Annotated in this window: 19 protein-coding genes; 18 read left to right on the forward strand and 1 reads right to left on the reverse strand. The window is 51.2% G+C overall.

Going from position 1 to position 19,953, the window contains the following annotated elements:
• Positions 1–2: 2 nt before the first annotated feature.
• The 11 genes from FZP57_RS03770 (at position 3) to FZP57_RS03820 (ending at position 10,746) form a co-directional block, all read left to right on the forward strand.
• Positions 3–383 carry a DUF1959 family protein gene (locus tag FZP57_RS03770; protein ID WP_074358842.1) on the forward strand — a complete coding sequence of 127 codons (381 nt, stop codon included), beginning with the start codon at positions 3–5 and terminating at the stop codon, positions 381–383.
• A gap of 40 nt (positions 384–423) precedes the next feature.
• The gene (locus tag FZP57_RS03775) at positions 424–870 is read left to right on the forward strand and encodes an NADH-quinone oxidoreductase subunit B family protein (protein ID WP_074358843.1); all 447 of its coding nucleotides are present in this window, start codon (positions 424–426) and stop codon (positions 868–870) included.
• Positions 867–1,979: a nickel-dependent hydrogenase large subunit gene (locus FZP57_RS03780; protein WP_074358844.1), complete on the forward strand. Its 1,113-nt coding sequence runs from the start codon at positions 867–869 to the stop codon at positions 1,977–1,979. The genes FZP57_RS03775 and FZP57_RS03780 overlap by 4 nt, the downstream gene beginning before the upstream one ends.
• A gap of 22 nt (positions 1,980–2,001) precedes the next feature.
• A complete protein-coding gene (locus FZP57_RS03785; protein WP_191216508.1) occupies positions 2,002–3,024 on the forward strand; it encodes a 4Fe-4S binding protein in 1,023 nt (340 codons plus the stop codon).
• A 33-nt stretch (positions 3,025–3,057) separates the two neighbouring features.
• Complete coding sequence (locus FZP57_RS03790) at positions 3,058–4,383, forward strand: 4Fe-4S binding protein (protein ID WP_238337984.1); 1,326 nt, start codon at positions 3,058–3,060, stop codon at positions 4,381–4,383.
• Between the two features lie 36 nt (positions 4,384–4,419).
• Positions 4,420–5,436, forward strand: coding sequence for an energy-converting hydrogenase A, subunit R (locus FZP57_RS03795; RefSeq protein ID WP_074358847.1), 1,017 nt, complete (start codon positions 4,420–4,422; stop codon positions 5,434–5,436).
• 128 nt (positions 5,437–5,564) lie between these two features.
• Entirely contained in the window at positions 5,565–6,455 is an 891-nt protein-coding gene (locus FZP57_RS03800; RefSeq protein WP_074358848.1) for a formylmethanofuran--tetrahydromethanopterin N-formyltransferase, read from the forward strand.
• A complete protein-coding gene (locus FZP57_RS03805; RefSeq protein WP_191216509.1) occupies positions 6,455–7,363 on the forward strand; it encodes a carbohydrate kinase family protein in 909 nt (302 codons plus the stop codon). Before FZP57_RS03800 ends, FZP57_RS03805 begins: the two co-directional genes overlap by 1 nt.
• 48 nt (positions 7,364–7,411) lie before the next feature.
• On the forward strand, positions 7,412–8,170 hold the full coding sequence (locus FZP57_RS03810; protein WP_074358850.1) for a 4Fe-4S binding protein: 759 nt from the start codon (positions 7,412–7,414) through the stop codon (positions 8,168–8,170).
• Positions 8,160–8,795, forward strand: coding sequence for an HPP family protein (locus FZP57_RS03815; RefSeq protein WP_074358851.1), 636 nt, complete (start codon positions 8,160–8,162; stop codon positions 8,793–8,795). The genes FZP57_RS03810 and FZP57_RS03815 overlap by 11 nt, the downstream gene beginning before the upstream one ends.
• Positions 8,796–8,928: 133 nt before the next feature.
• Positions 8,929–10,746: a cation-translocating P-type ATPase gene (locus tag FZP57_RS03820; RefSeq protein WP_074358852.1), complete on the forward strand. Its 1,818-nt coding sequence runs from the start codon at positions 8,929–8,931 to the stop codon at positions 10,744–10,746.
• Between the two features lie 64 nt (positions 10,747–10,810).
• On the opposite strand, the gene FZP57_RS03825 is transcribed toward FZP57_RS03820, so the two are convergent.
• Positions 10,811–12,598: a pseudomurein-binding repeat-containing protein gene (locus tag FZP57_RS03825; protein WP_191216510.1), complete on the reverse strand. Its 1,788-nt coding sequence runs from the start codon at positions 12,596–12,598 to the stop codon at positions 10,811–10,813.
• A 550-nt stretch (positions 12,599–13,148) separates the two neighbouring features.
• Between FZP57_RS03825 and FZP57_RS03830 the strand changes: the two genes are divergently transcribed.
• From FZP57_RS03830 to pyrG, 7 genes are all read left to right on the forward strand, one after another.
• Positions 13,149–13,541 carry a pyridoxamine 5'-phosphate oxidase family protein gene (locus FZP57_RS03830; protein WP_074358855.1) on the forward strand — a complete coding sequence of 131 codons (393 nt, stop codon included), beginning with the start codon at positions 13,149–13,151 and terminating at the stop codon, positions 13,539–13,541.
• Positions 13,542–13,558: 17 nt separating this feature from the next.
• Complete coding sequence (locus tag FZP57_RS03835) at positions 13,559–14,977, forward strand: asparagine synthase-related protein (protein WP_191216576.1); 1,419 nt, start codon at positions 13,559–13,561, stop codon at positions 14,975–14,977.
• Positions 14,978–15,220: 243 nt separating this feature from the next.
• Positions 15,221–15,436, forward strand: coding sequence for an Asp-tRNA(Asn) amidotransferase subunit GatC (gatC, locus tag FZP57_RS03840; protein WP_074358857.1), 216 nt, complete (start codon positions 15,221–15,223; stop codon positions 15,434–15,436).
• A 9-nt stretch (positions 15,437–15,445) separates the two neighbouring features.
• Positions 15,446–15,928: an ACT domain-containing protein gene (locus tag FZP57_RS03845; RefSeq protein ID WP_074358858.1), complete on the forward strand. Its 483-nt coding sequence runs from the start codon at positions 15,446–15,448 to the stop codon at positions 15,926–15,928.
• Positions 15,929–15,932: 4 nt separating this feature from the next.
• Positions 15,933–16,946, forward strand: a complete 1,014-nt coding sequence (locus FZP57_RS03850; protein ID WP_074358859.1) for a homoserine dehydrogenase — start codon at positions 15,933–15,935, stop codon at positions 16,944–16,946.
• 47 nt (positions 16,947–16,993) lie between these two features.
• Entirely contained in the window at positions 16,994–18,175 is a 1,182-nt protein-coding gene (locus FZP57_RS03855) for a cofactor-independent phosphoglycerate mutase (protein ID WP_074359738.1), read from the forward strand.
• A 101-nt stretch (positions 18,176–18,276) separates the two neighbouring features.
• Entirely contained in the window at positions 18,277–19,878 is a 1,602-nt protein-coding gene (gene pyrG, locus FZP57_RS03860) for a glutamine hydrolyzing CTP synthase (RefSeq protein ID WP_074358860.1), read from the forward strand.
• Positions 19,879–19,953 lie beyond the last annotated feature (75 nt).

A 19,953-nucleotide genomic window follows, 5' to 3' on the forward strand; every position in this document is an offset into this window, starting at 1 on the left:
TCATGGATGAAGGCGAACTCATGAGGCTCATGAAGAAAAGAATACTTAAAAGTTACCGCTGGCAGGAGGACGTTATAAAGCCCCTCTCATGGGAACTTGAAATTGAACCCGAAGAATTTGAGGACATACTCATGGACAAACTTGACATGTCAGGTCTGGAGGCCCTGCACCCTAGGTTTGAGTCTGCAAGGCCAAGGTGCATAAAGGAGCGCCTCCACAGCGACCTGCAGCTCTGCTGGCTCGTGGATGTCATGGAGATTGTGGGCGAGGAGGAAGCCGAGGCCCTGAAGGATGATGTAACCAGGATGGTCCTTGAGGGCTCAGAATACAGTGAGGCCCTTGAGGAGGGTAAGAAGAAACTTCATGAGATTTTAAGGAGTTAAATATAACACATTCATAAAGAGTGCTTGTAGAGGTAAAGAAATGTTAGATGCTCTTAAAAGTGTGCTGAGGAAGACTTCAATACATGTATGTCTTGTTAACACAGGAGGGTGCAACGGCTGTGACATAGAGGTCCTTGCACTCCTCTCACCAAGGTATGACCTTGAACAGTACGGCATATACGTCCACCAGAACCCCAGGGAGGCCGATGTGATACTTGTAACCGGTGCGGTGACAGAGCAGTGGAGGGATAAACTCCAGAGGATACACCGGAAGGCGCCTGAACCGAAGATCGTGGTGGCCCTGGGTAACTGCCCCATCTCAGGGGACGTGTTCAACCAGGAGGGTGGAAGCGTATATGCACCGGTCTCAGACTTCATACCCGTGGATGCGGAGGTGCCGGGTTGCCCGCCGCGGCCATCGGAGATCCTGGAGGCAATACTTGCGGTTGCACCCGGTGCGATAGCAGAGAGGGGGAGGAAGAAATGATACTGCCACTCGGACCCATGCACCCCGGCTACAAGGAACCCATAAGGCTGAAGGTTAAGACAAGGGGTGAAAGGGTTCTTAAAGCAGAGATAGAATACGGATACGTCCACAGGGGAATAGAGAGGGTTATGAGGAACAAGACCTGGCAGAAGGCCATATACCTCTCCGAGCGTGTCTGCGGTATATGCTCATACATACACACCCAGACCTTTGCAGAGGCCTTTGAGAGGATATCCGATACCGAGGCACCGCCCAGGGCACAGTTCCTCAGGGCACTGACAAATGAACTTGACAGGATACAGAGCCACCTCATAGCCAACTCCACCTACTTCAAGGCCCTTGACCATGAGACCATGTTCATGTACATGCTTGCCCTCAGGGAGCCTGTGATGGACGCCATCGAACTCCTGACAGGTAACAGAGTTAACATGGGCTGGAACGTGGTTGGAGGTGTGCGCATGGATGCAGACAAGAGCCACCTCTCAAGGATAAGGAAGATAATCCTTGACCTGGAGAGGGAATTCGACCGCTACGTGGAAATGTTCGAACACGGACCACTCATAGGCCTGAGGTCAAGGGATGTGGGTTACATGAGCCTTGAGGAGGCAGAGAAGGCCCGTGCAGTGGGGCCCATAGGCAGGGCCTCGGGTATAAGGTACGACTTCAGGGAGGACCACCCCACCTACAGGGACCACCTGGACTTCAGGACCGTCTGGAGGGACGAGGGTGACAATTTCGCAAGGGTCATGAACCGCTTCGATGAGATCAGGGTCTCGGCGGACCTCATAAAACAGATCATAGATAACATCCCCGAGGGTCCGGTGAGGAAGAAGGTGGATATCGGTTCAGGCTACGGTGAATGGAGAAACGAGGCCCCCAGGGGTGAGGTGGCCTACATGATCGAGACTAACGGTAACCTCATAAAGAACATCTCCATCAGGACGCCCAGCATCATGAACATTGATGCCTGCGCTAGGTACATGCTGAGGGACGTTGCAACGGTGGCCGATGCAGTTGCAACCTATGCCAGCGCCGATCCATGCATAGCCTGCGCAGAGCGGGTCATGGTTATAGATGAAGAGAAGGGAGAGAGGGAGATACTCCTCTAAAAAACATTCATGTTGATGTCCTATGTCTTCTGTAATATGGTATCTGTACGAGTTCGCCCGTAAATCATGGGCAGAGAAGTTTGCCAATGCACACACAGAAAAGGAAATCCTTGAGAAACCTGAAAGATTCAGGGACTTCCCCACGGTGAACAGGGAATACTGTATAGGCTGCGGTGCATGCACAGCCGCCTGCCCTGCCCCAGGGGCCATAAAACTTGTCCGTGATAAGGACACAGAGACCTCGGAGGGGTTCACCTACCCAGTCATAGTAAAGGGTGCCTGTATCCGCTGCGGCTTCTGCGCCGAGGTCTGCCCCACAGACCCCAAGACCCTTGAGTGTGGAGAGAACCACACCATAAGGGAGGAGTTCACCATAGTCCCATCAGAGGAACTCTATGTCATCGACGACTACCTCTGCATAAGGTGCAGGAAGTGCATGAAGGCATGCCCGGTGGATGCCATCATTGAGGAGGACGGCCGTGTTGAGGTGGACCAGAGCAGGTGCATAGCCTGCGGTGAATGCCTTGAAAAGTGCCCGGTGAAGGGGGCCCTCAAGAGGATACACGTGGCCTATGTTGAGGAACAGAAGATGGTTATAAACCTTGCGGTCAACACCCTTGAGTCTGCAATCGAGGAGAGGGAGGAGGATATAAAGAGACTTGAGGCCGGGGACATCTACAGGATGAACTATCCCATGGGACCCCTCCTTGAGGAGGCCCTCAGCATCCTCCCAGATGAGGAGATAGTCAGGGACCTCCTTGAGAAGATCACCGACAGACTCAAGATGAGGATCATAACCTGGAGCCCCGAGAAGTGCGTCCAGTGCCGCCTCTGTGTCGGTGAATGCCCATCAGGGGCCATAACCTACTCTGAGGAGGGAGTTGTCAGGGACCCTGAAAAATGCCTCAGATGCAGCACATGCTACCAGACATGCCCCTTCGGTGTTGCAGGCTACTATGTTGCAAGGTTCCTTATAGATGAGTCAAATGGACAGGAGATAATAAAGATAACCGTGAAACCAGCGGCCCTCCCTGTAAAGCCATGAGGAGATGATAACATTCCAGCTGCAGCAAGACCCGTGAAACCCCTCAGGGAAGTTGAAGTTGACTATGAGATTGACCATGAGAAGTGCAGGGAATGCAGGGAAAAACCATGCCTCAACTCCTGCCCGGTGGACGCCATACACATGGACCCCGACACCGGTGAGATAGAAATAGATGATAAATGCTTCGGTTGCGTCCTCTGCAGGGAGGCATGCCCCTACGATGCAATAACCATGAGGACGACCCTGGCAGAACCCATAAGGGAGAACATACCAGTAATAAACCCGAAGATATGCCGCGGCTGCGGTGCATGTGTCTCCGCATGCAGGACCGGAGCCATACACCTGGCATCAACGGGCGAAACAGGGGTCCACAGTGAGATAGATGAGGATAAATGCGTCCGCTGCGGATACTGTGCAAGGGCATGCCCCACAGAGGCCATAAAGTACGGGGAGATACTCCCACGCTCAGTTGCAGGTGGAAAGGCCATAGTGGTCAACCAGAAGGACTGCATAGGCTGCATGACATGTACCAGGGTCTGCCCGTCCAGGGGGGCTATAAATGTGGGTAAGATAAACAAGCTGCCCTACATAAACCCATCCTACTGTGCAAGGTGCGAGGAGTGCATGGATGTCTGCCCATCAGCTGCCATAAAATACTCATCAAGGAAGAGGGCCTATGAGAACTTCTCAAAGATAAACAACATGGAGATAGCAGGGGAAATACTTGAAAGGGAATCCGAGAAACTGGTAAGGAACCTTGCAAGGATAGATTCAGTTTTAAGGGCCATTAAAAGGAACCATGCCAGGGATGAACCCCGGTTCAGTGTGGATGTCACTGATGAGATAATGGACGGGATTGAGGAACTGGTTGACTCAAACCTTGAGGTACTACAGCTCAACCATATAATAGAATTCACCAAGCCCACAAGGAGGGTCAGGGTCCTTGATGACCGCTGCATAGGATGCGGACTCTGCGTCCAGGAGTGCCCGGTTGATGTTATTGAACCCCTTAAACCCGCACCCGTGAAGATACATGATGGATGTGTATTCTGCGGTTTCTGCACAGGAGTCTGCCCCGTGGATGCCATCGAACTCACCGAGGAAGGGTTCAGGGTTAGGGATGGTAGAATACTCCTTGAAAGACGCATCCTCAGGGGGCCCCGCAGGGGAAGTGTTGATGTGGACCATGTGGTCTGCCAGAAGTGCGGTGTATGCGTGAACCACTGCCCTGTTGATGCAATGAGCCTCAATGATGAGGTGGAGGTTGATGATGAAAAATGCATACTCTGCGGTGAATGCCAGGACATATGCCCTGTAACAGCCATAAAACTTGACCTGGAGGGTGAAGCCGATGAATAGGGTTAACATGGAATTCATCCCTGGGGAGGGGAGCCTATGAGCAGGGTTTTTGTCACAGACTGTGAGGGACCGGTATCCCTCAATGACAACGCCTATGAGGCCGCCGCTACCTTCATACCCGATGGTGACAGGTTCTTCAGGAAGGTCAGTGAATTCGATGATATCCTTGCAGATGAGATTAAAAGGCCAGGATACAATGCAGGGGACACCCTGAAACTCATAGTACCCTTCCTTGTAGCCTACGGAGTCACGGATGAGAAGCTCATAGAGTTCTCAGAAAAAACCCTTAAACTGGTCCCGGGAGCAGCGGACTTCCTTGGAATTGCACAGAGGCTCATGCCATCCTACATCGTAAGCACAAGCTACAGGCACTACATAGAGGCCCTCTGCAGGGCAACGGGCTTCCCCCTCGAGAACGCATACTACACACGCCTCAGCCTCAACACAGAAATCAGTGAGGATGAAAGGAGGAGGCTTTTCAGGTTAAGGGAGGATGTTATAGAGGGGGACTTCGAGTTACTTGACGAGATATTCTTCCAGATCATACCGAAAATGGAGATAGGGGGCATACTTGACGGTGTCAGGACCGTTGGTGGTGAGGGCAAAAGACTCGCCCTCATGGAGATCCTCGATGAACTGGGACTTAACCAGGAGGCCGCCATGTACGTCGGTGACAGCATAACAGACGTTGAACCCCTCAGGGAACTCAAAGGCAGGGGCCTCTCGGTTTCCTTCAACGGGAACCGCTTCGCCCTGAGGGAGGCCGAGATAGCTGTCATATCAGATGATTCAAGGGCCCTCATGCCCCTACTGGACCTCCACTCAAGGTTTGGAAGGGAATACATAATAGAATTCGTTAAGGCCTACACTGAAAACCCTGAAAGGGCCCTGGAATCATTCAGACTTGACTTCAGGGTCGCGGATAAATTCAGGGAGCTCTTCAGGGACAGTTACCCTGTGATAGCCATCATAGATGATCCTGATGAACTCCTTGAGGACAGCCTTGATATGAGGATGGGTATACGTGGAGAGGATGTCGGCTCCCTTGGATGAAATTAACCTTTAAGGAGTTACAGGTATGGAGACTGATACTCTAATAGGTTTCTGGAGGTATCCCCCGGCGGTTATCATGGAGATTAACGGTGACCCTGTTGAGTTATTGATGATATCTGGTGGTGTTCATGGAGATTAACGGTACTTTAATTGAGGATACGTTCTCAGAGGCCTTCCACGGCAGGTGCGTCAGGGCCACGGTAACGGCCCGGGACACCGGGACGGTGAGGAGGGCGGCCTTTGATGCAACAGCAACACCAGGAGCCGTCATAGGAAGGGTTGAAGGAGGTGTCGAGGCATTCCTGGATGAAGATGAAACACCCGACGGAAGGCCCGGCGCGGTTCTGCAGTTCTACTATGCCCTTGATGACATGGAAAAGTTTCAGGTTGAACTATCATACCGTATAAGGCAGGACATACTTGTCAAGCCATTCACAGCACTCTACAGCTCCACACCGGACCCCGACGGATACATGGACATGATGAAGCATGTGGGTCACTGTGGAGATGGCTATGAATGGATAGAGGAGTTCAATGGGAGGGAAATGATAAATGTACCCATAGCCGTCCCTGACTTTAAGATAGAATCAAGGCTAGGCTATGCCGATGCCATCATGGGCGCCAACTTCTGGTACATGTGCACCAAGCCGGACACGGTCCTCGAGGCAGGTAGAGACGCTTTAAAGGCCATAGAAGATGTTGAAGGTGTGGTAACACCATTCGATATCTGCTCAGCAGCTTCAAAGCCAGAGACAAGCTATCCATGGATAGGACCAACAACCAACCACCCCTACTGTCCCAGCCTTAGGGAGAGGCTCGGCGATGAATCAAGGGTCCCTGAGGGGGTGGCTTACATACCTGAGATAGTGATAAACGGCCTTACCATGGAGTCCCTCAAAGAGGCCATGAGGGCAGGTATAGAGGCGGTGTGCCGCCACGAGGACGTTATCAGGGTGTCTGCAGGAAACTATGGTGGCAAGCTTGGTGATTACAGGATAGACCTCCACGGTGTCTTCTGATGAAGTTCGATGCCACGGGCCTCGGAGCCCTTAACATGGACCAGCTGCACATGGTCGACAGGATCGCGGGACCCGACGAGGAAACCTTTGTAAGCGGGTTCATAGAGTCCTGCGGCGGGTCGGCAGCAAACACCATAATAGGACTCTCAAGGCTGGGTATGAGGACTGCATGCACTGGTAAGGTTTCAGATGACAGGGAGGGAGCCCTACTGAGGGAGAACCTCAGATCAGAGGGGGTGGCGGACCATGTTGCGGTCTCAGGGTCGGGTAGAAGCGGCCGCGTCATGGGCTTCGTTGACCCTGAGGGCAGCAGGGCCCTCTACGTGGACCCTGGGGTCAATGATTCACTCAGGCTCCATGAGATCCCTGATGAGGCCCTTGAAACCAGGCTCCTGCACCTCACCTCCTTTGCAGGTGAAGGCTTAAGGGTGCAGAGGGAGGTCCTTGAGGTCATAGATGGATCCGTCACCGTGAGCCTGGATCCGGGCCACCTCTATGCGGTGAGGTCCAGGGAGATATCCGGCATCCTTGAAGGCACGGACATCCTCCTGACAAACCAGAGGGAACTTGAAATCATGACCGGGCACACAGACCCTGCCAGGGCTGCAGAGGAACTTGGACCTGACATGGTGGTGATGAAGATGGGTGCCGGCGGCGTCCGTGCCTGGAACGGCAGGGAGGTCCATGTACCCGCCCTGAAGGTTAAATGCAGGGACAGTACCGGTGCAGGGGATGCCTTCAACGCAGGCTTCCTCTACGCATGGATGAAGGGCCATGGCCTTGAGGTTTCCTGCCGGTTCGGCAACTACCTGGCGTCAAGGTGCATCCAGGGTTACGGTGCCACAGGGTCACTTCCAGGCCAGGAGGCCCTGAGGGTCCTTGAGGAGTATGCGGTGGATGATGGTTAAGTAAATAATTTAAATGGCTTGGTAAAATAATACTTTAGGGGTTGTATCATGGATATTATTTTCAGGAAGAAACTGGAGGACCTCCAGAGGGATATTGCACTGAAATCAATGGACCTTGAGGACAGAGCCGAGGCGGCTGACATTGAAATCGACAGGTGCAGTGTTCGTGATAAATTCATAGACATAACACCCAAGTGTGTAAGGTGCAATCTCTGTGTTGAGGAGTGCCCGGTTGATGCAATTGCAGATTCAGATGCCCACAGGGCTGCAAGGATACTTGATAACTGCGTCAGGTGCGAGATCTGCGCCCAGACATGCCCCATAAGATGCATAAACGTTGTTGAGAGCACTGCCAGCATCGATGATGAGGTTAAATACGACCTTGAGTACCTGAAGATACCCCACAGGAAGCTCCGCATGAAGGAGATAGAGGTTACAGACAGGTGCACCCTCTGCGGTACATGCACCCGTTTCTGCCCCACAGGCGCCATAGAGCTGGGGGAGGACAGGGCAACCGTTGATGAGTCAATCTGCATTGGCTGCGGTGCATGTGTGAATGTGTGCCCCTCTGATGCCGTTGAACTTGAAAGGGAACTGGGCCCGGTTCTGAAGACAAAGAGGCTGCTTGTGGATCAGGATGCCTGTGTGGAGTGTCTGGTGTGTGAGGAGAACTGTCCAACCGGAGCCATAAGGCTTGAGGATGGAGAAGTTGTGGTTGATGATGAGAAATGTATACTCTGCGAGGTCTGTTCCACTAAATGTCCCGTGGCAGCACTGAAACTGGAGAGGTTGTCAGATGAAAGTTAAGGAGATTATGGATAAGGAGTTTATAGTTGTCTCCGCCGGGGATAAGGTTGTTGATGTCTCCATGAAGATGGAGAAGACAAGGAAGTTCACAACACCGGTTGTGGATGATGACATGAAACTTGTTGGATGGGTTACAAGCTTTGATGTTATGAGGGGCCTGCGGGATGGACTTGAGAGTGTATCAGACATCATGCACCCCACAGAGGAGATCGTTTATGTCAATGAGAACGACCCTGCAAGGCTCGCTGTCCTTGAAACCGCCCATAACAAGCTTGTGAGCATACCTGTCCTTGATGATGATGGCCGCGTGGTGGGGGTTGTCAGGTCCTTTGATATTGTGGAGACACTATCACAGCTCTATGAGATCAAGGTCTCAAAGATATTCGAGGCCATGAACCAGGAACTCAAGGGTGTGAGCTGGGATGAGCTCATGGAGGCAGCCGCAATAATCACCCGCAGGCGCACAGGTAAAAGGATAAAGCCGGCGGAGTATGAGGAAAGGATAAAGAATTCAACCTTCGGGGAGGCTATATGGGCTACGGGGGGCCTTGAGAAGTTCTTCGTCGGCCTTATAGCCATAGGTGAACTTGTCATTGCAAGGAAGATTGCGAGGGCAAGGAAGTAATCCTTTTTTTCTTTCAATTACCGGTCCTCTTCTTTTTTCACCATTTTTCCTGGAGCAATCCCCCTGTCACATCATAAAGATTTATAAATCATGAATACATATGAATATGTATTCATATGTTCAGGTGATGTGTATGGGCTGTGAATGCAGTGAATGTTACCACAGCGGAAAAAGCAGAAAGGTTCTTTTAATCTCAGCAGCCCTCCTTGCAGGAGGGATTTACATGCAGTTTACTGACAGTAGCCTCTACATCATCCCCCTCCTCCTTGCGGTTGCAGTATCTGGCTACAGCATATTCAGGGGTGCATTCAGGTCCCTGAGGCATGGAAGGTTCAGCGTAGACTTCCTCATGACGGTGGCGGTCATCGGCGCCATACTCCTCGGGGATTACGCCGAGGCAGCCCTCGTAACCGTCCTCTTCTACCTTGCAGAGTACCTGGAGGAATACGCCGGTGAAAGGTCAGAAAGGTCGGTGGAGTCCCTCATAAGATTAAGGCCAGCAGAGGCCCGGGTCATTGAGGACGGAGCTGAAGGGACAAGGAGTATTGATGAGGTCAGGAAGGGGGACGTTATCGCTGTAAGGGGCGGTGACTCAATACCCCTGGACGGCATCATCATAAGGGGAACCTCAAGGGTTGATCAGTCAAACATAACAGGAGAATCCATACCGGTTAAAAAAGGGGAGGGTGATGAGGTATTCGCAGGGACGCAGAACCTTGACGGCTACCTTGAAATTGAGGTTACAAGGACCTCAAGGAACACCATACTCTCAAGGGTGATTGAAACAGTGAGGAGATCAGCACTGAGGAGATCCAGGAGGGAGAAGTTCATTGAAAGGTTCGCATCCATATACACCCCGGCTGTCATGGTCCTTGCAGTTCTAACGGCAGCAGTACCCATCATACTCGGCTATAACCCCATGGAGTGGATATACAGGGCACTGGTGCTCCTGGTGATATCCTGTCCATGCGCCCTCCTGATATCAACACCTGTTGCCATGGTCTCAGGGATGACATCAGCCGCAGGAAGGGGTATACTGGTCAAGGGATCCGAGTTCCTTGAGAAGATGGCCTCAGTTAACACGGTACTCTTTGATAAGACAGGTACACTTACAGAGGGTAGCTTTGAGGTGCTTTCTGTTGAACCCGGCGAGAGGTCAGAGGAGATCCTCAGGATCGCAGCATCCCTTGAGAGCAGATCATCCCATCCAATCGCAGAGGCCATCAAAGGGGCATACACTGGAGAAACAGATGAAGTGGATGAATTCAGGTCGGTTAAGGGGAGGGGTGTTTCAGGAAGGATCAATGGAAGGACCTACACCATTGGAAGCCCAGAGCTCTTCAATGAAGGATCAGATGGAAAGGGCACCACCGTACTCCTTGCCGATGAGGATGGAATCATGGGAAGGATCACCCTGGGCGATCAGCTGAGGGACTCGGCACCTCGTGTCATGGAAAAACTGGGGGAGAAGGGGATAGAGACCATGATGGTTACAGGTGACCATGAGGGTGTCGCATCTGAGATTGCATCAGGAGCAGGTATCAGAGATTACAGGGCAGGGCTATTTCCTGAGGATAAGATGAGGATAATCAATGAAATGGCCTCCAGGGGTACTGTTGCAATGGTAGGTGATGGTGTTAATGATGCACCGGCACTTGCAGCTGCAGATGTGGGTATAGCCATGGGTGTTCGGGGATCCGATGTTGCCCTTGAAACTGCGGATGTAACCCTTGTTGAGGATGACCTTGAAAGGATAGATGAACTCATTGACCTAAGCAGGAGAACAATCCGCACGGTGAAATTAAACACTGGAATCACGGTAACCGTCAAATTATCACTTGCAGTTTTCTCCATCCTGGGATTCGTACCCCTCTGGCTTGCCGTGGCTGCAGGTGACGTGGGATTATCCCTCTTTGTTATAGTAAACAGTCTCCTTGCAGGGAGGATGTGATTTTTTGTCCTTTATGGTTCAGATCCTGAAACTCTAAAAAAATAAAAAGTGGTTGAATGAACCACTAGAAGGGGAGACTTGCGTATTTTCCCCTTATCTTTGCTGTTGCAGTATTCCAGTTTCTCACAGCTCCCAGGCTGTTACTTGAACTTGTGGGGTCAGCGGCGTACCATGTATCCCCTACAAGTACCTGTGCCCAGACATGTCCATAGGTGTTACCTGAGTTGAAGGTACATGTACCGTGGACGTACCTTGCAGCCAGACCCGCAGCCCTGAACAGGGCTATAAGGAGGTGAGTCTGGTCCACACAGTTACCTGTCCTGTATTTGAGGGTATTTACAGCACCGTACCTTGTGTTGTAGTAGAAGCTGTAGCTGACCTTATCCCTGACCCAGTTGAAGATTGCTGTTGCCTTATCCCATGCACTGCTAAGTCCCGCCGTGAGGTTAGCTGCAAGGGATCTGATTGTTGAATCATTCACCTGACAGTTCGCTGTTGCAACAAGGTAGCCTGATAGGCCCTCACCATTATATGGATCATTCTCCCGCCTTGTTTCCAGTGAAGCTGGTGGTGATGTTGATGTGATTCTCTGTACTGTTACGTAGTTTGGGAGTCTTTTGTTGGTCTGGTGGAAGGTGAGGATCTTTGATATTGCGTGTATGAAGCTCTGGTAGGATATTTTTCCTATTCCTGCTGTGATGTAGTTGGGTGCTCTGTTGTTGGTGTTGATGAAGTTTAGCACGTTCTTTGCCAGGTCGAGGTATGCTGTTTTCTGGAGTGTTCCTGTTGCTGTTCCTGATGGGTTGGGTGCTGTCTGAACTGTTCTTACCGTGAGTGCTGTTGCTGTCCCTGAGATCCTCAGGAGTGTTTTGAGCATGAGGTCCATGAACTGGTCCACGGTCAGGACCTGTCCTCCAACGGTCACCGTTGATGGCAACTTTCCACTGGATTCGATGTACGTTTTTAGTGAAGCTGCAGCTAAAAGGACAGCCTCCTGGGTTACTGAACCGCTAACCGGAGCAGGTGTTATCGCCGATGTGATTCTCTGTACTGTTACGTAGTTTGGGAGTCTTTTGTTGGTCTGGTGGAAGGTGAGGATCTTTGATATTGCGTGTATGAAGCTCTGGTAGGATATTTTTCCTATTCCTGCTGTGATGTAGTTGGGTGCTCTGTTGTTGGTGTTGATGAAGTTTAGCACGTTCTTTGCCAGGTCGAGGTATGCTGTTTTCTGGAGTGTTCCTGTTGCTGTTCCTGATGGGTTGGGTGCTGTCTGAACTGTTCTTACCGTGAGTGCTGTTGCTGTCCCTGAGATCCTCAGGAGTGTTTTGAGCATGAGGTCCATGAACTGGTCCACGGTCAGGACCTGTCCTCCAACGGTCACCGTTGATGGCAACTTTCCACTGGATTCGATGTACGTTTTTAGTGAAGCTGCAGCTAAAAGGACAGCCTCCTGGGTTATAACCGTGCCACCGGCAGCCTCATAGAGGGTACCTGAATTGTCACCGTACTCTTCACTGTCCTCAGAATCATTTATAGAACAATCGGTCTCACATTTAACTTCACAGGGTGCTAAATCACCGTTCTCAGTCTTTGCAGTGTCCTCTGATGTGGGTCCTGAATTACCTTCTCTACTCTCCATCAGACTCTCTGATACGGTTCCTGAACTCGATTCTTCACTCAGGAGTGTATCGGTCTGGTTTATCGTGCTCTGAAATCCTGCAGAGTCTTCCGCCGCCAACTCATCTTCATCTGCCACGGGTGCTGTGTTTTCATCTGAATTTACTGCATAGCCTGCTGAACTCAAATTTATGAGAAGTATGCATGCAAGGAGCATGCATACGGATCTTCTCATATCTACCGAAATTTTACCGCCTCCAATCCACAGTGACAGTATCACTGTGACACTAAAACTTGAATTCGAACCAATATATAAATATTACGATTTATTTAACCGAAAAAAAACAATATTTGAGCTTTTTAAATCAAAATAAGCACTATTAGAGCTTTTCATCCTGATGGATAAAGGATATCCATGTTCCATGTCATTTTTCAATATAGGGGCTTTATCAGATTTTATTTTAACCATAAAGGCTCTATCCATGTCATTAAAGATTATATAAGCTTCTCCAGATCCTATTTCGAGGATAGGGATCAATTCTGCAGGGCATAAGAAGGAATCAAAACACCGATAAACTGGCATGAACCACACCAGCGGATTTAAAGTAATTTTAAGGCCCTATAATGCCTTATAAATACATTCAAATCCATCACAACATTTAATTGGCATTTTTAATTGATTTAAACCCTCCAATTACAGGAACTTCTGATTACATAAAATGGTCGATTAACATGGGGTTAAGGTTTATCTATCCATTTCAAGATACCCATAAACGGTGAATACCATGATGACTCAGGAGATGATGGATGCAGTGGAAAAAGAACTTGTTTTTGTTGCAACTGCAGATGAGGAGGGCACACCCAACGTTGTGCCAATAGGATTCGCAAGGCCCCTCGATGACAGGACAATCCTCATCGCAGATAACTACATGAAGAAGACCATCAGGAACCTCCATGAAAACCCCAGAATAGCACTGATACCCCAAAATGCCAGGGAATGCCCCTACCAGTTCAAGGGAACCGTTGAAATATTCAAATCAGGGAAATACTTCGACATGGTTGTTGAATGGGCCCAGAACGTAATGACAGAACTGGAACCAAAATCAGCCATCCTCATGAAGGTGGAGGAGATATACTCAGTGAAACCAGGACCCGAAGCCGGTGAAAAGGTAGCTTAAACTCAGCAGTGAAGAGAATGTGCGGAATCGCAGGTTACAGGGGCCCCGGAGCAGAGAAACTCGTGGAGAAGATGCTGGCAGCCCAGAAACACAGGGGACCCGACGCATCAGGCATCTACCATGACGGCAGGGTAAGGATAACCACCCCTGCAGGGGAGGAGGTGTTGGAAGCGCCGGTCACAGGGGACGTTGCCCTGAGCCACAACCTCCTCTCAATAATCGGCGGACCCCAGCCGGTAACTGGAAGGGGGGTCCTGGTCTTCAACGGGGAAATCTACAACCACAGGGAACTCCATGGTGAAGGATCCGATGCAGAGGTGCTCCTGAAACTCATCGAGGAACAGGAGGGCGACATGGAGGAGGTCCTCAGATCCACGGTTAACACCATAGACGGGGACTACGCCTTCGCCTACTATGACGGTGAAAACCTTGCACTGGTACGCGACCCTGTGGGTGTTAAGCCACTCCACCATTCAGGAGAGGCCTTTGCCTCCGAGAAGAAGGCCCTCTGGAGGATAGGCCTGGGGGATGTGGGGACACTTAAACCAGGGCACGCACTCATAAATGGCAGGGAAGTCAGGCTTAGGGGGTTACCTGAACCAGAACCCCTCAGGGCAGGATATGATGAGCTCAGGGATGAACTCATAGCAAGGCTAAGATCCGCGGTTGAGAAGAGGACCCGGGGACTTGACAGGGCAGCCATGGTATTCTCCGGGGGCGTTGACAGCACAATGCTCGCCGTCCTCCTCAAGGAACACCTGGACATCAGGCTCTACGCGGTGGGCACCAGGGGGGCAGGGGACCTTGAATTCGCCTCAAGGGCTGCAGATGACCTCAAGCTGGACCTTGAGATAATTGAAGTAGACGAGGAGACGATCAGGGAGGCCCTCCCGGGTGTCCTTACAGCCATCGAGGAGTACAGTGTCATGAAGATAGGGGTTGCCATGCCCCTCTACATTGCATCAGGGAGGGCGTCCTCTGAGGGCTACAGGGTCATGTTCTCTGGTCAGGGGGCAGATGAACTCTTTGCAGGTTACCACCGCTACAGGCGCCTCCTTGAGGAGGGGAAACTGGAGGAGGCCCTCATCCATGACCTTGAAAACATATACCATGTGAACCTTGAGAGGGATGATGCGGCTGCAATGGCAAACTCCATGGAGCTCAGGGTGCCCTTCCTTGACCTGGAGGTTATAGGACTTGCGGTGAGCATACCCATCAGTTACAGGATACTGGGCCCTGGGGATGAGCTGAGAAAGAGGATACTCAGGGAAGCGGCCCTTGAACTGGGGGTTCCTGAGTACATAGCCATGAGGCCTAAGAAGGCGGCCCAGTATGGTTCAGGGATAGACAGGATACTCAGGAGGAAGGTCCTGCCGGAATTCGACCATGAATCCTTCATGGAGAAACTCATGGGGACTCGCGAAAGCAACCGGTAGGGTGCAGGGAATATTCTTTTTCTACGATTTAGAGTCATTTTTTATGGAAGATGGTCATTCTGATGCTGGAAGACCCATCTTCCATATCGCTCTCCCCACCACAGGATGACCTGAGCATAACCCCATATTTTATATTTCTTGTTGCAGATATAAGGTTCATAATGATCCAGTCATGATAACCTTTATGGGATATCTGATGTTTATCAGGAGATAACCTATCATGGAGTTTTAGAGGCGTTGGCAATGAAGATAGAGAAAGAGGCTGAGAAGATACTTGAAGAATTTTCAAAGGCCCTTGAAGGCGTGCCTGAACTTGAAGAGACATACTACATCGTGGATAACCTTAACAGGACAAAGGAGGACAGGGTTGAAAAATTCAACCCCGAGAAGATCCTCAGAAACGCCCCTGTTGATGAGGACGGTAACATAGTGGTTGAGAGGGGTGAATGGACCCAGTAGGTGTTTCTGATGCGTTTGAACCTTGTAATTGAACTTCGGGACGTTCCAGGGCAGCTCGTATCGGTCCTGGAGCCCCTGGGAAGTTCAGGTGCGAATATAGTCACGGTTATACATGAGAGGGACCGTGAATACGGTCCGGTGGTCCCTGTGCAGCTCACGGTGGAGGGTGATAAGGAGACCCTTGACCTTGCAGTCAGCAAACTCAGGGAGAGGGGCGTGAATATAATAGAGATGGATGGAGTCCCCCTCAAGGAGAAGTTCACAACCATCCTCATAGGCGACCTGGGTGAGGGCGACCTTCAGGAGACAGTTAACTCCATAAACAGCCTGGAAGGCGCCACGGTATCCGACCTATCACTGAAGATATCAGAGAAGGGTGGATCAGCTGCAAGGATAACCGTTGAGGCAGACCACGGGTCAAGGGACACGGTACTTGAAAGGATACAGGGCATAGCCAGGGAGAGGAAACTCCTGGTTATAGGTGAGGTGTGATAATATGGATGTGTGTCTAGTGGGGGTTGGAGCAGTCGGTCAGGGTTTCCTCCGCGCCGTCCAGCTTAAAAGAAAGCACCTCATGGAGAAGTACGGCCTTGAAATCAGATTCACGGGTGTAGCGGACTCATCAGGCGCCCTCTACAGTCCGGGGGGCCTTGATGCAGGGGAAATCCTTGAACAGAAGAAGGCCACCGGCAGAATAGCGGACCACCCATCGGCGGTTGAGGGCATGACGGGCCTTGAACTCCTCCATGAGGCAGAATACGACTGCCTTGTTGAGGCAACACCCACCAGCATAACCGATGGTGAACCAGGAAGATCCCTCCTATTAGAGGCCATGAATGAGGAGAAGCATGTTATAACATCAAACAAGGGGCACCTGGCCCTCTTCTACTCTGAACTGATGGAGGCGGCCGCCGAGAAGGGTGTTGAACTCAGATTCGAGGCCTCTGTAGGGGGTGCGATGCCCATCATAAACCTTGCAAGGGACACCCTCTCATCATGCACCGTTGAGTCCATAATAGGCATACTTAACGGCACAACCAACTTCATCCTCTCAAGGATGGCGTCAGAGGGTTCATCCTATGAACAGGCCCTCCTCGAGGCCCAGGAGCTTGGAATAGCAGAGACAAACCCTGCTCAGGACGTTGAAGGCACTGATGCTGCCTGTAAAGCTGTTATACTTGCCAACGCAATACTTGGAAGGCCATGCACCCTCAGGGATGTCAGGGTTGAGGGGATAACAGGCATAACACCAGAGGCGATTGAACTGGCAGCCCAGGACGGCTACATGATAAAGCTCATTGCAGAGGTATCAGGTGAGAAACTGGAGGTGGGACCCAGGCTCGTGAGGACGGGTTCACCCTACGCGGTTGACGGGACACTCAACATGGCAACCCTCAGGACAGACCTTGCAGGTGAGGTCACCGCGGTTGGCAGGGGGGCAGGATCCCTTGAGACGGCCTCTGCAATGCTGACAGACGCTGTGAGCATATGGAGAAACAGGGGGCTCTGAAAGGGCCCATAGTATATTATTCGTTTTCTGTAATGGCAGTGATACCGATGAAGCATGTTATTCTCGTTGGAGATGGAATGGCAGATTACCCGCTGGATGAACTTGACGGCAGAACACCACTCCAGGTGGCTGATAAACCGAACATGGACTCACTTGCAGCAGGAGGGTCCTGCGGACTCCTTAAAACGGTCCCTGATGGTATGGAGGCAGGTTCAGACGTTGCGAACCTGAGCATAATGGGATACGACCCTGAAAGATACTACACAGGGAGGGGGCCCCTTGAAGCTGCAAGTATAGGTGTTGAGCTCTCTGATGAGGACGTGGCATTCCGCTGCAACCTCATAAACGCTGATGGGGTTATAAATGACTTCAATGCAGGCCACATAGAAACATCAGACGCCACAAGGCTCATCGAGGCCCTCAACCAGCACCTTGAAACCCCTGGAAGGTTCTACCCCGGTGTAAGCTACAGGAACCTCTTCGTAATACCCGGAAGGGGGTACAGGGATGTAAGGACCTATCCACCCCATGACATCGTCGGGGAGGCCGTTGATGAACACCTCCCTCAAGGATCAGAGGAGGCCCTCCACATAAGGGAACTCATGACATCATCAAGAAAGATCCTGGAATCCCATGAGGTGAACCTTAAACGGAAATCAGAGGGTAAGAGGAGGGCCACCATGATCTGGCTCTGGGGCCAGGGACCAAGGCCCTCAATGGAGCCATTAACGGAGAGGTACGGGTTAAGGGGGGCCACCATCACGGCTGTTGACCTCATAAAGGGCCTTGGCATATACGCGGGACTGGATAACATTGAGGTGCCCGGTGCCACAGGTTACATCGATACAGACTACCGGGCCAAGGGAAGGTACGCTGCAGATGCCCTTGAGGAATACGACTTCCTCTACATCCACGTTGAGGCACCCGACGAGGCAGGCCATGCAGGGGACCTTGAGGAGAAGATAAGGGCCATAGAGAACATTGACAGACTGGTGCTGGGGCCGGTCCTTGACAGGATAACCGAGTATGAACACAGGATAGCCGTGCTCCCGGACCACCCCACCCCTGTGGAGGTAAGGACACATGTACATGACCCTGTACCCTACCTCATCCATGGCGAGGGAGTGAAGGGGGATCATGTCACATCATACGATGAAAAAGAAGCATCTAAGGGGTCCCTGGGTCTCATGGAGGGCCACAGGCTCATAGACATCCTCATGAACCCCTGAGGGTAAGTTCAATCAAAGGTGATGGACCCGCAGGGAGTCCCTATTGCAATTTTTTAATAGAATGAGAGACATAATCTATCCATTAATTATCATCGGAGGAGTTGGTTCATCTGGCTAAATACATTATAGTAACAGGAGGAGTTGTAAGTTCAATTGGAAAGGGAATCACAGCGGCTTCAATAGGAAGGATACTCAGGTCCTATGGATTATCGGTGACCGCAATAAAGATAGATCCCTACCTCAACTTTGACTCGGGGACACTGAACCCCTACCAGCACGGTGAGGTCTTTGTAACCGATGACGGTATGGAGACCGACCTCGACCTGGGACACTATGAAAGGTTCCTTGACTCAGACCTCCCAGGGGATGCCAACATAACCACAGGGAAGGTCTACCTCTCGGTCATCAAAAAGGAGAGATCCGGCGACTACCTGGGCTCATGCGTCCAGATAATACCCCACATAACGGATGAGATCAAGGCCATGATAAGGAAGATCGCCGAGAGGAGCGGTGCGGACGTGGTCCTGGTTGAGGTGGGGGGCACGGTGGGTGACATTGAGGGCCAGCCCTTCCTAGAAGCCCTGAGGCAGCTCAGGAACGAGGAGGGCCATGAGAACGTTATGTTCGTCCATGTAACCTATGTACCCTACCTCCGGGCCGCGGGTGAATTCAAGACCAAACCAACACAGCACAGCACAAAGGAACTCAGGAGCACGGGTATAAACCCTGACATGATCATCTGCAGGAGCGAGATGCCCATAGACTCATCCCTCAAACGAAAAATAGCCCACTTCTGTGACGTTGAGGAGGAGGCCGTTATAAACGCACCCGATGCATCATCAATCTATGAGGTCCCCCTGGTCCTTGACAGGGAGAATGTGGGTGACTACATTGTGAGGAGGATAGAACTGGATGTTGAGGGGGAACCCGACCTTGAGGGCTGGGCAAGGATCGTTGAGTCACTGAAGATAGAGAAGCCAGAGGTCAGTGTGGGCATAGTCGGGAAATACGTTGAACTTGAGGACTCATACATCAGTATAAGGGAGGCCCTCAAGCACGCCGCAGCCCAGCTGGGCGTAAAGGTCCATATAGAATGGATAAGTGCCGATGACGCCGTCAGTGAGGATGAACTCGCCGGCCTTGACTCCATCCTCATCCCGGGGGGCTTCGGTGAGAGGGGTATAAGCGGCAAGCTTGACGCTGTCAGATTTGCAATTGAAAGGGAAGTGCCGATATTCGGCATCTGCCTCGGAATGCAGTGCATGGTCATAGAATTCGCAAGGCTACATGGCATGGAGGGTGCCAACAGTACAGAGTTCGATGCAGACACACACTACCCGGTTATTGACATGATGGAGGAGCAGAAGAGGATCAAGAACATGGGGGGTACAATGAGACTAGGCTCCTACAAATGCAGGATCAGGGACGGCACCCTTGCCAGTGAGGCATACGGCACCGAACTTGTAAGTGAAAGACACAGACACAGATTTGAACTCAACAACGAATTCAGGGATGAACTTGAAGAGAAAGGACTTGTAATCTCAGGCACATCACCTGATGACTTCCTCGTGGAGATAATTGAACTCAAAGACCACCCATGGTTCCTGGGATGCCAGTTCCACCCCGAATTCAAGTCAAGACCAAACAGGGCACATCCACTATTCGTTTCATTCCTCAGGGCAGCCATGGAGAATAAAAAGTAATTTAATGTAGATAGAGGGACATTTATTTTTAAGGGTCAGTGCCCTTTATCATACTTTCCTGCAGTTTACAGTTCT

It is taken from the genome of Methanothermobacter sp. THM-1 (assembly GCF_009914355.1).
Lineage (GTDB): Archaea > Methanobacteriota > Methanobacteria > Methanobacteriales > Methanothermobacteraceae > Methanothermobacter > Methanothermobacter wolfei.

Bases quoted from the DNA above. Each gene is read 5' to 3' on its own strand.
- FZP57_RS03850 (WP_074358859.1), top strand. From the start codon at position 15,933: ATGGATGTGTGTCTAGTGGGGGTTGGAGCAGTCGGTCAGGGTTTCCTC.
- FZP57_RS03770 (WP_074358842.1), top strand. From the start codon at position 3: ATGGATGAAGGCGAACTCATGAGGCTCATGAAGAAAAGAATACTTAAA.
- FZP57_RS03820 (WP_074358852.1), top strand. From the start codon at position 8,929: ATGGGCTGTGAATGCAGTGAATGTTACCACAGCGGAAAAAGCAGAAAG.
- FZP57_RS03825 (WP_191216510.1), bottom strand. From the start codon at position 12,598: ATGAGAAGATCCGTATGCATGCTCCTTGCATGCATACTTCTCATAAAT.
- FZP57_RS03810 (WP_074358850.1), top strand. From the start codon at position 7,412: ATGGATATTATTTTCAGGAAGAAACTGGAGGACCTCCAGAGGGATATT.
- FZP57_RS03775 (WP_074358843.1), top strand. From the start codon at position 424: ATGTTAGATGCTCTTAAAAGTGTGCTGAGGAAGACTTCAATACATGTA.
- FZP57_RS03785 (WP_191216508.1), top strand. From the start codon at position 2,002: ATGTCTTCTGTAATATGGTATCTGTACGAGTTCGCCCGTAAATCATGG.
- FZP57_RS03845 (WP_074358858.1), top strand. From the start codon at position 15,446: ATGCGTTTGAACCTTGTAATTGAACTTCGGGACGTTCCAGGGCAGCTC.
- FZP57_RS03780 (WP_074358844.1), top strand. From the start codon at position 867: ATGATACTGCCACTCGGACCCATGCACCCCGGCTACAAGGAACCCATA.
- FZP57_RS03855 (WP_074359738.1), top strand. From the start codon at position 16,994: ATGAAGCATGTTATTCTCGTTGGAGATGGAATGGCAGATTACCCGCTG.
- FZP57_RS03815 (WP_074358851.1), top strand. From the start codon at position 8,160: ATGAAAGTTAAGGAGATTATGGATAAGGAGTTTATAGTTGTCTCCGCC.
- gatC (WP_074358857.1), top strand. From the start codon at position 15,221: ATGAAGATAGAGAAAGAGGCTGAGAAGATACTTGAAGAATTTTCAAAG.
- FZP57_RS03805 (WP_191216509.1), top strand. From the start codon at position 6,455: ATGAAGTTCGATGCCACGGGCCTCGGAGCCCTTAACATGGACCAGCTG.
- FZP57_RS03830 (WP_074358855.1), top strand. From the start codon at position 13,149: ATGATGACTCAGGAGATGATGGATGCAGTGGAAAAAGAACTTGTTTTT.
- FZP57_RS03835 (WP_191216576.1), top strand. From the start codon at position 13,559: ATGTGCGGAATCGCAGGTTACAGGGGCCCCGGAGCAGAGAAACTCGTG.
- FZP57_RS03800 (WP_074358848.1), top strand. From the start codon at position 5,565: ATGGAGATTAACGGTACTTTAATTGAGGATACGTTCTCAGAGGCCTTC.
- FZP57_RS03795 (WP_074358847.1), top strand. From the start codon at position 4,420: ATGAGCAGGGTTTTTGTCACAGACTGTGAGGGACCGGTATCCCTCAAT.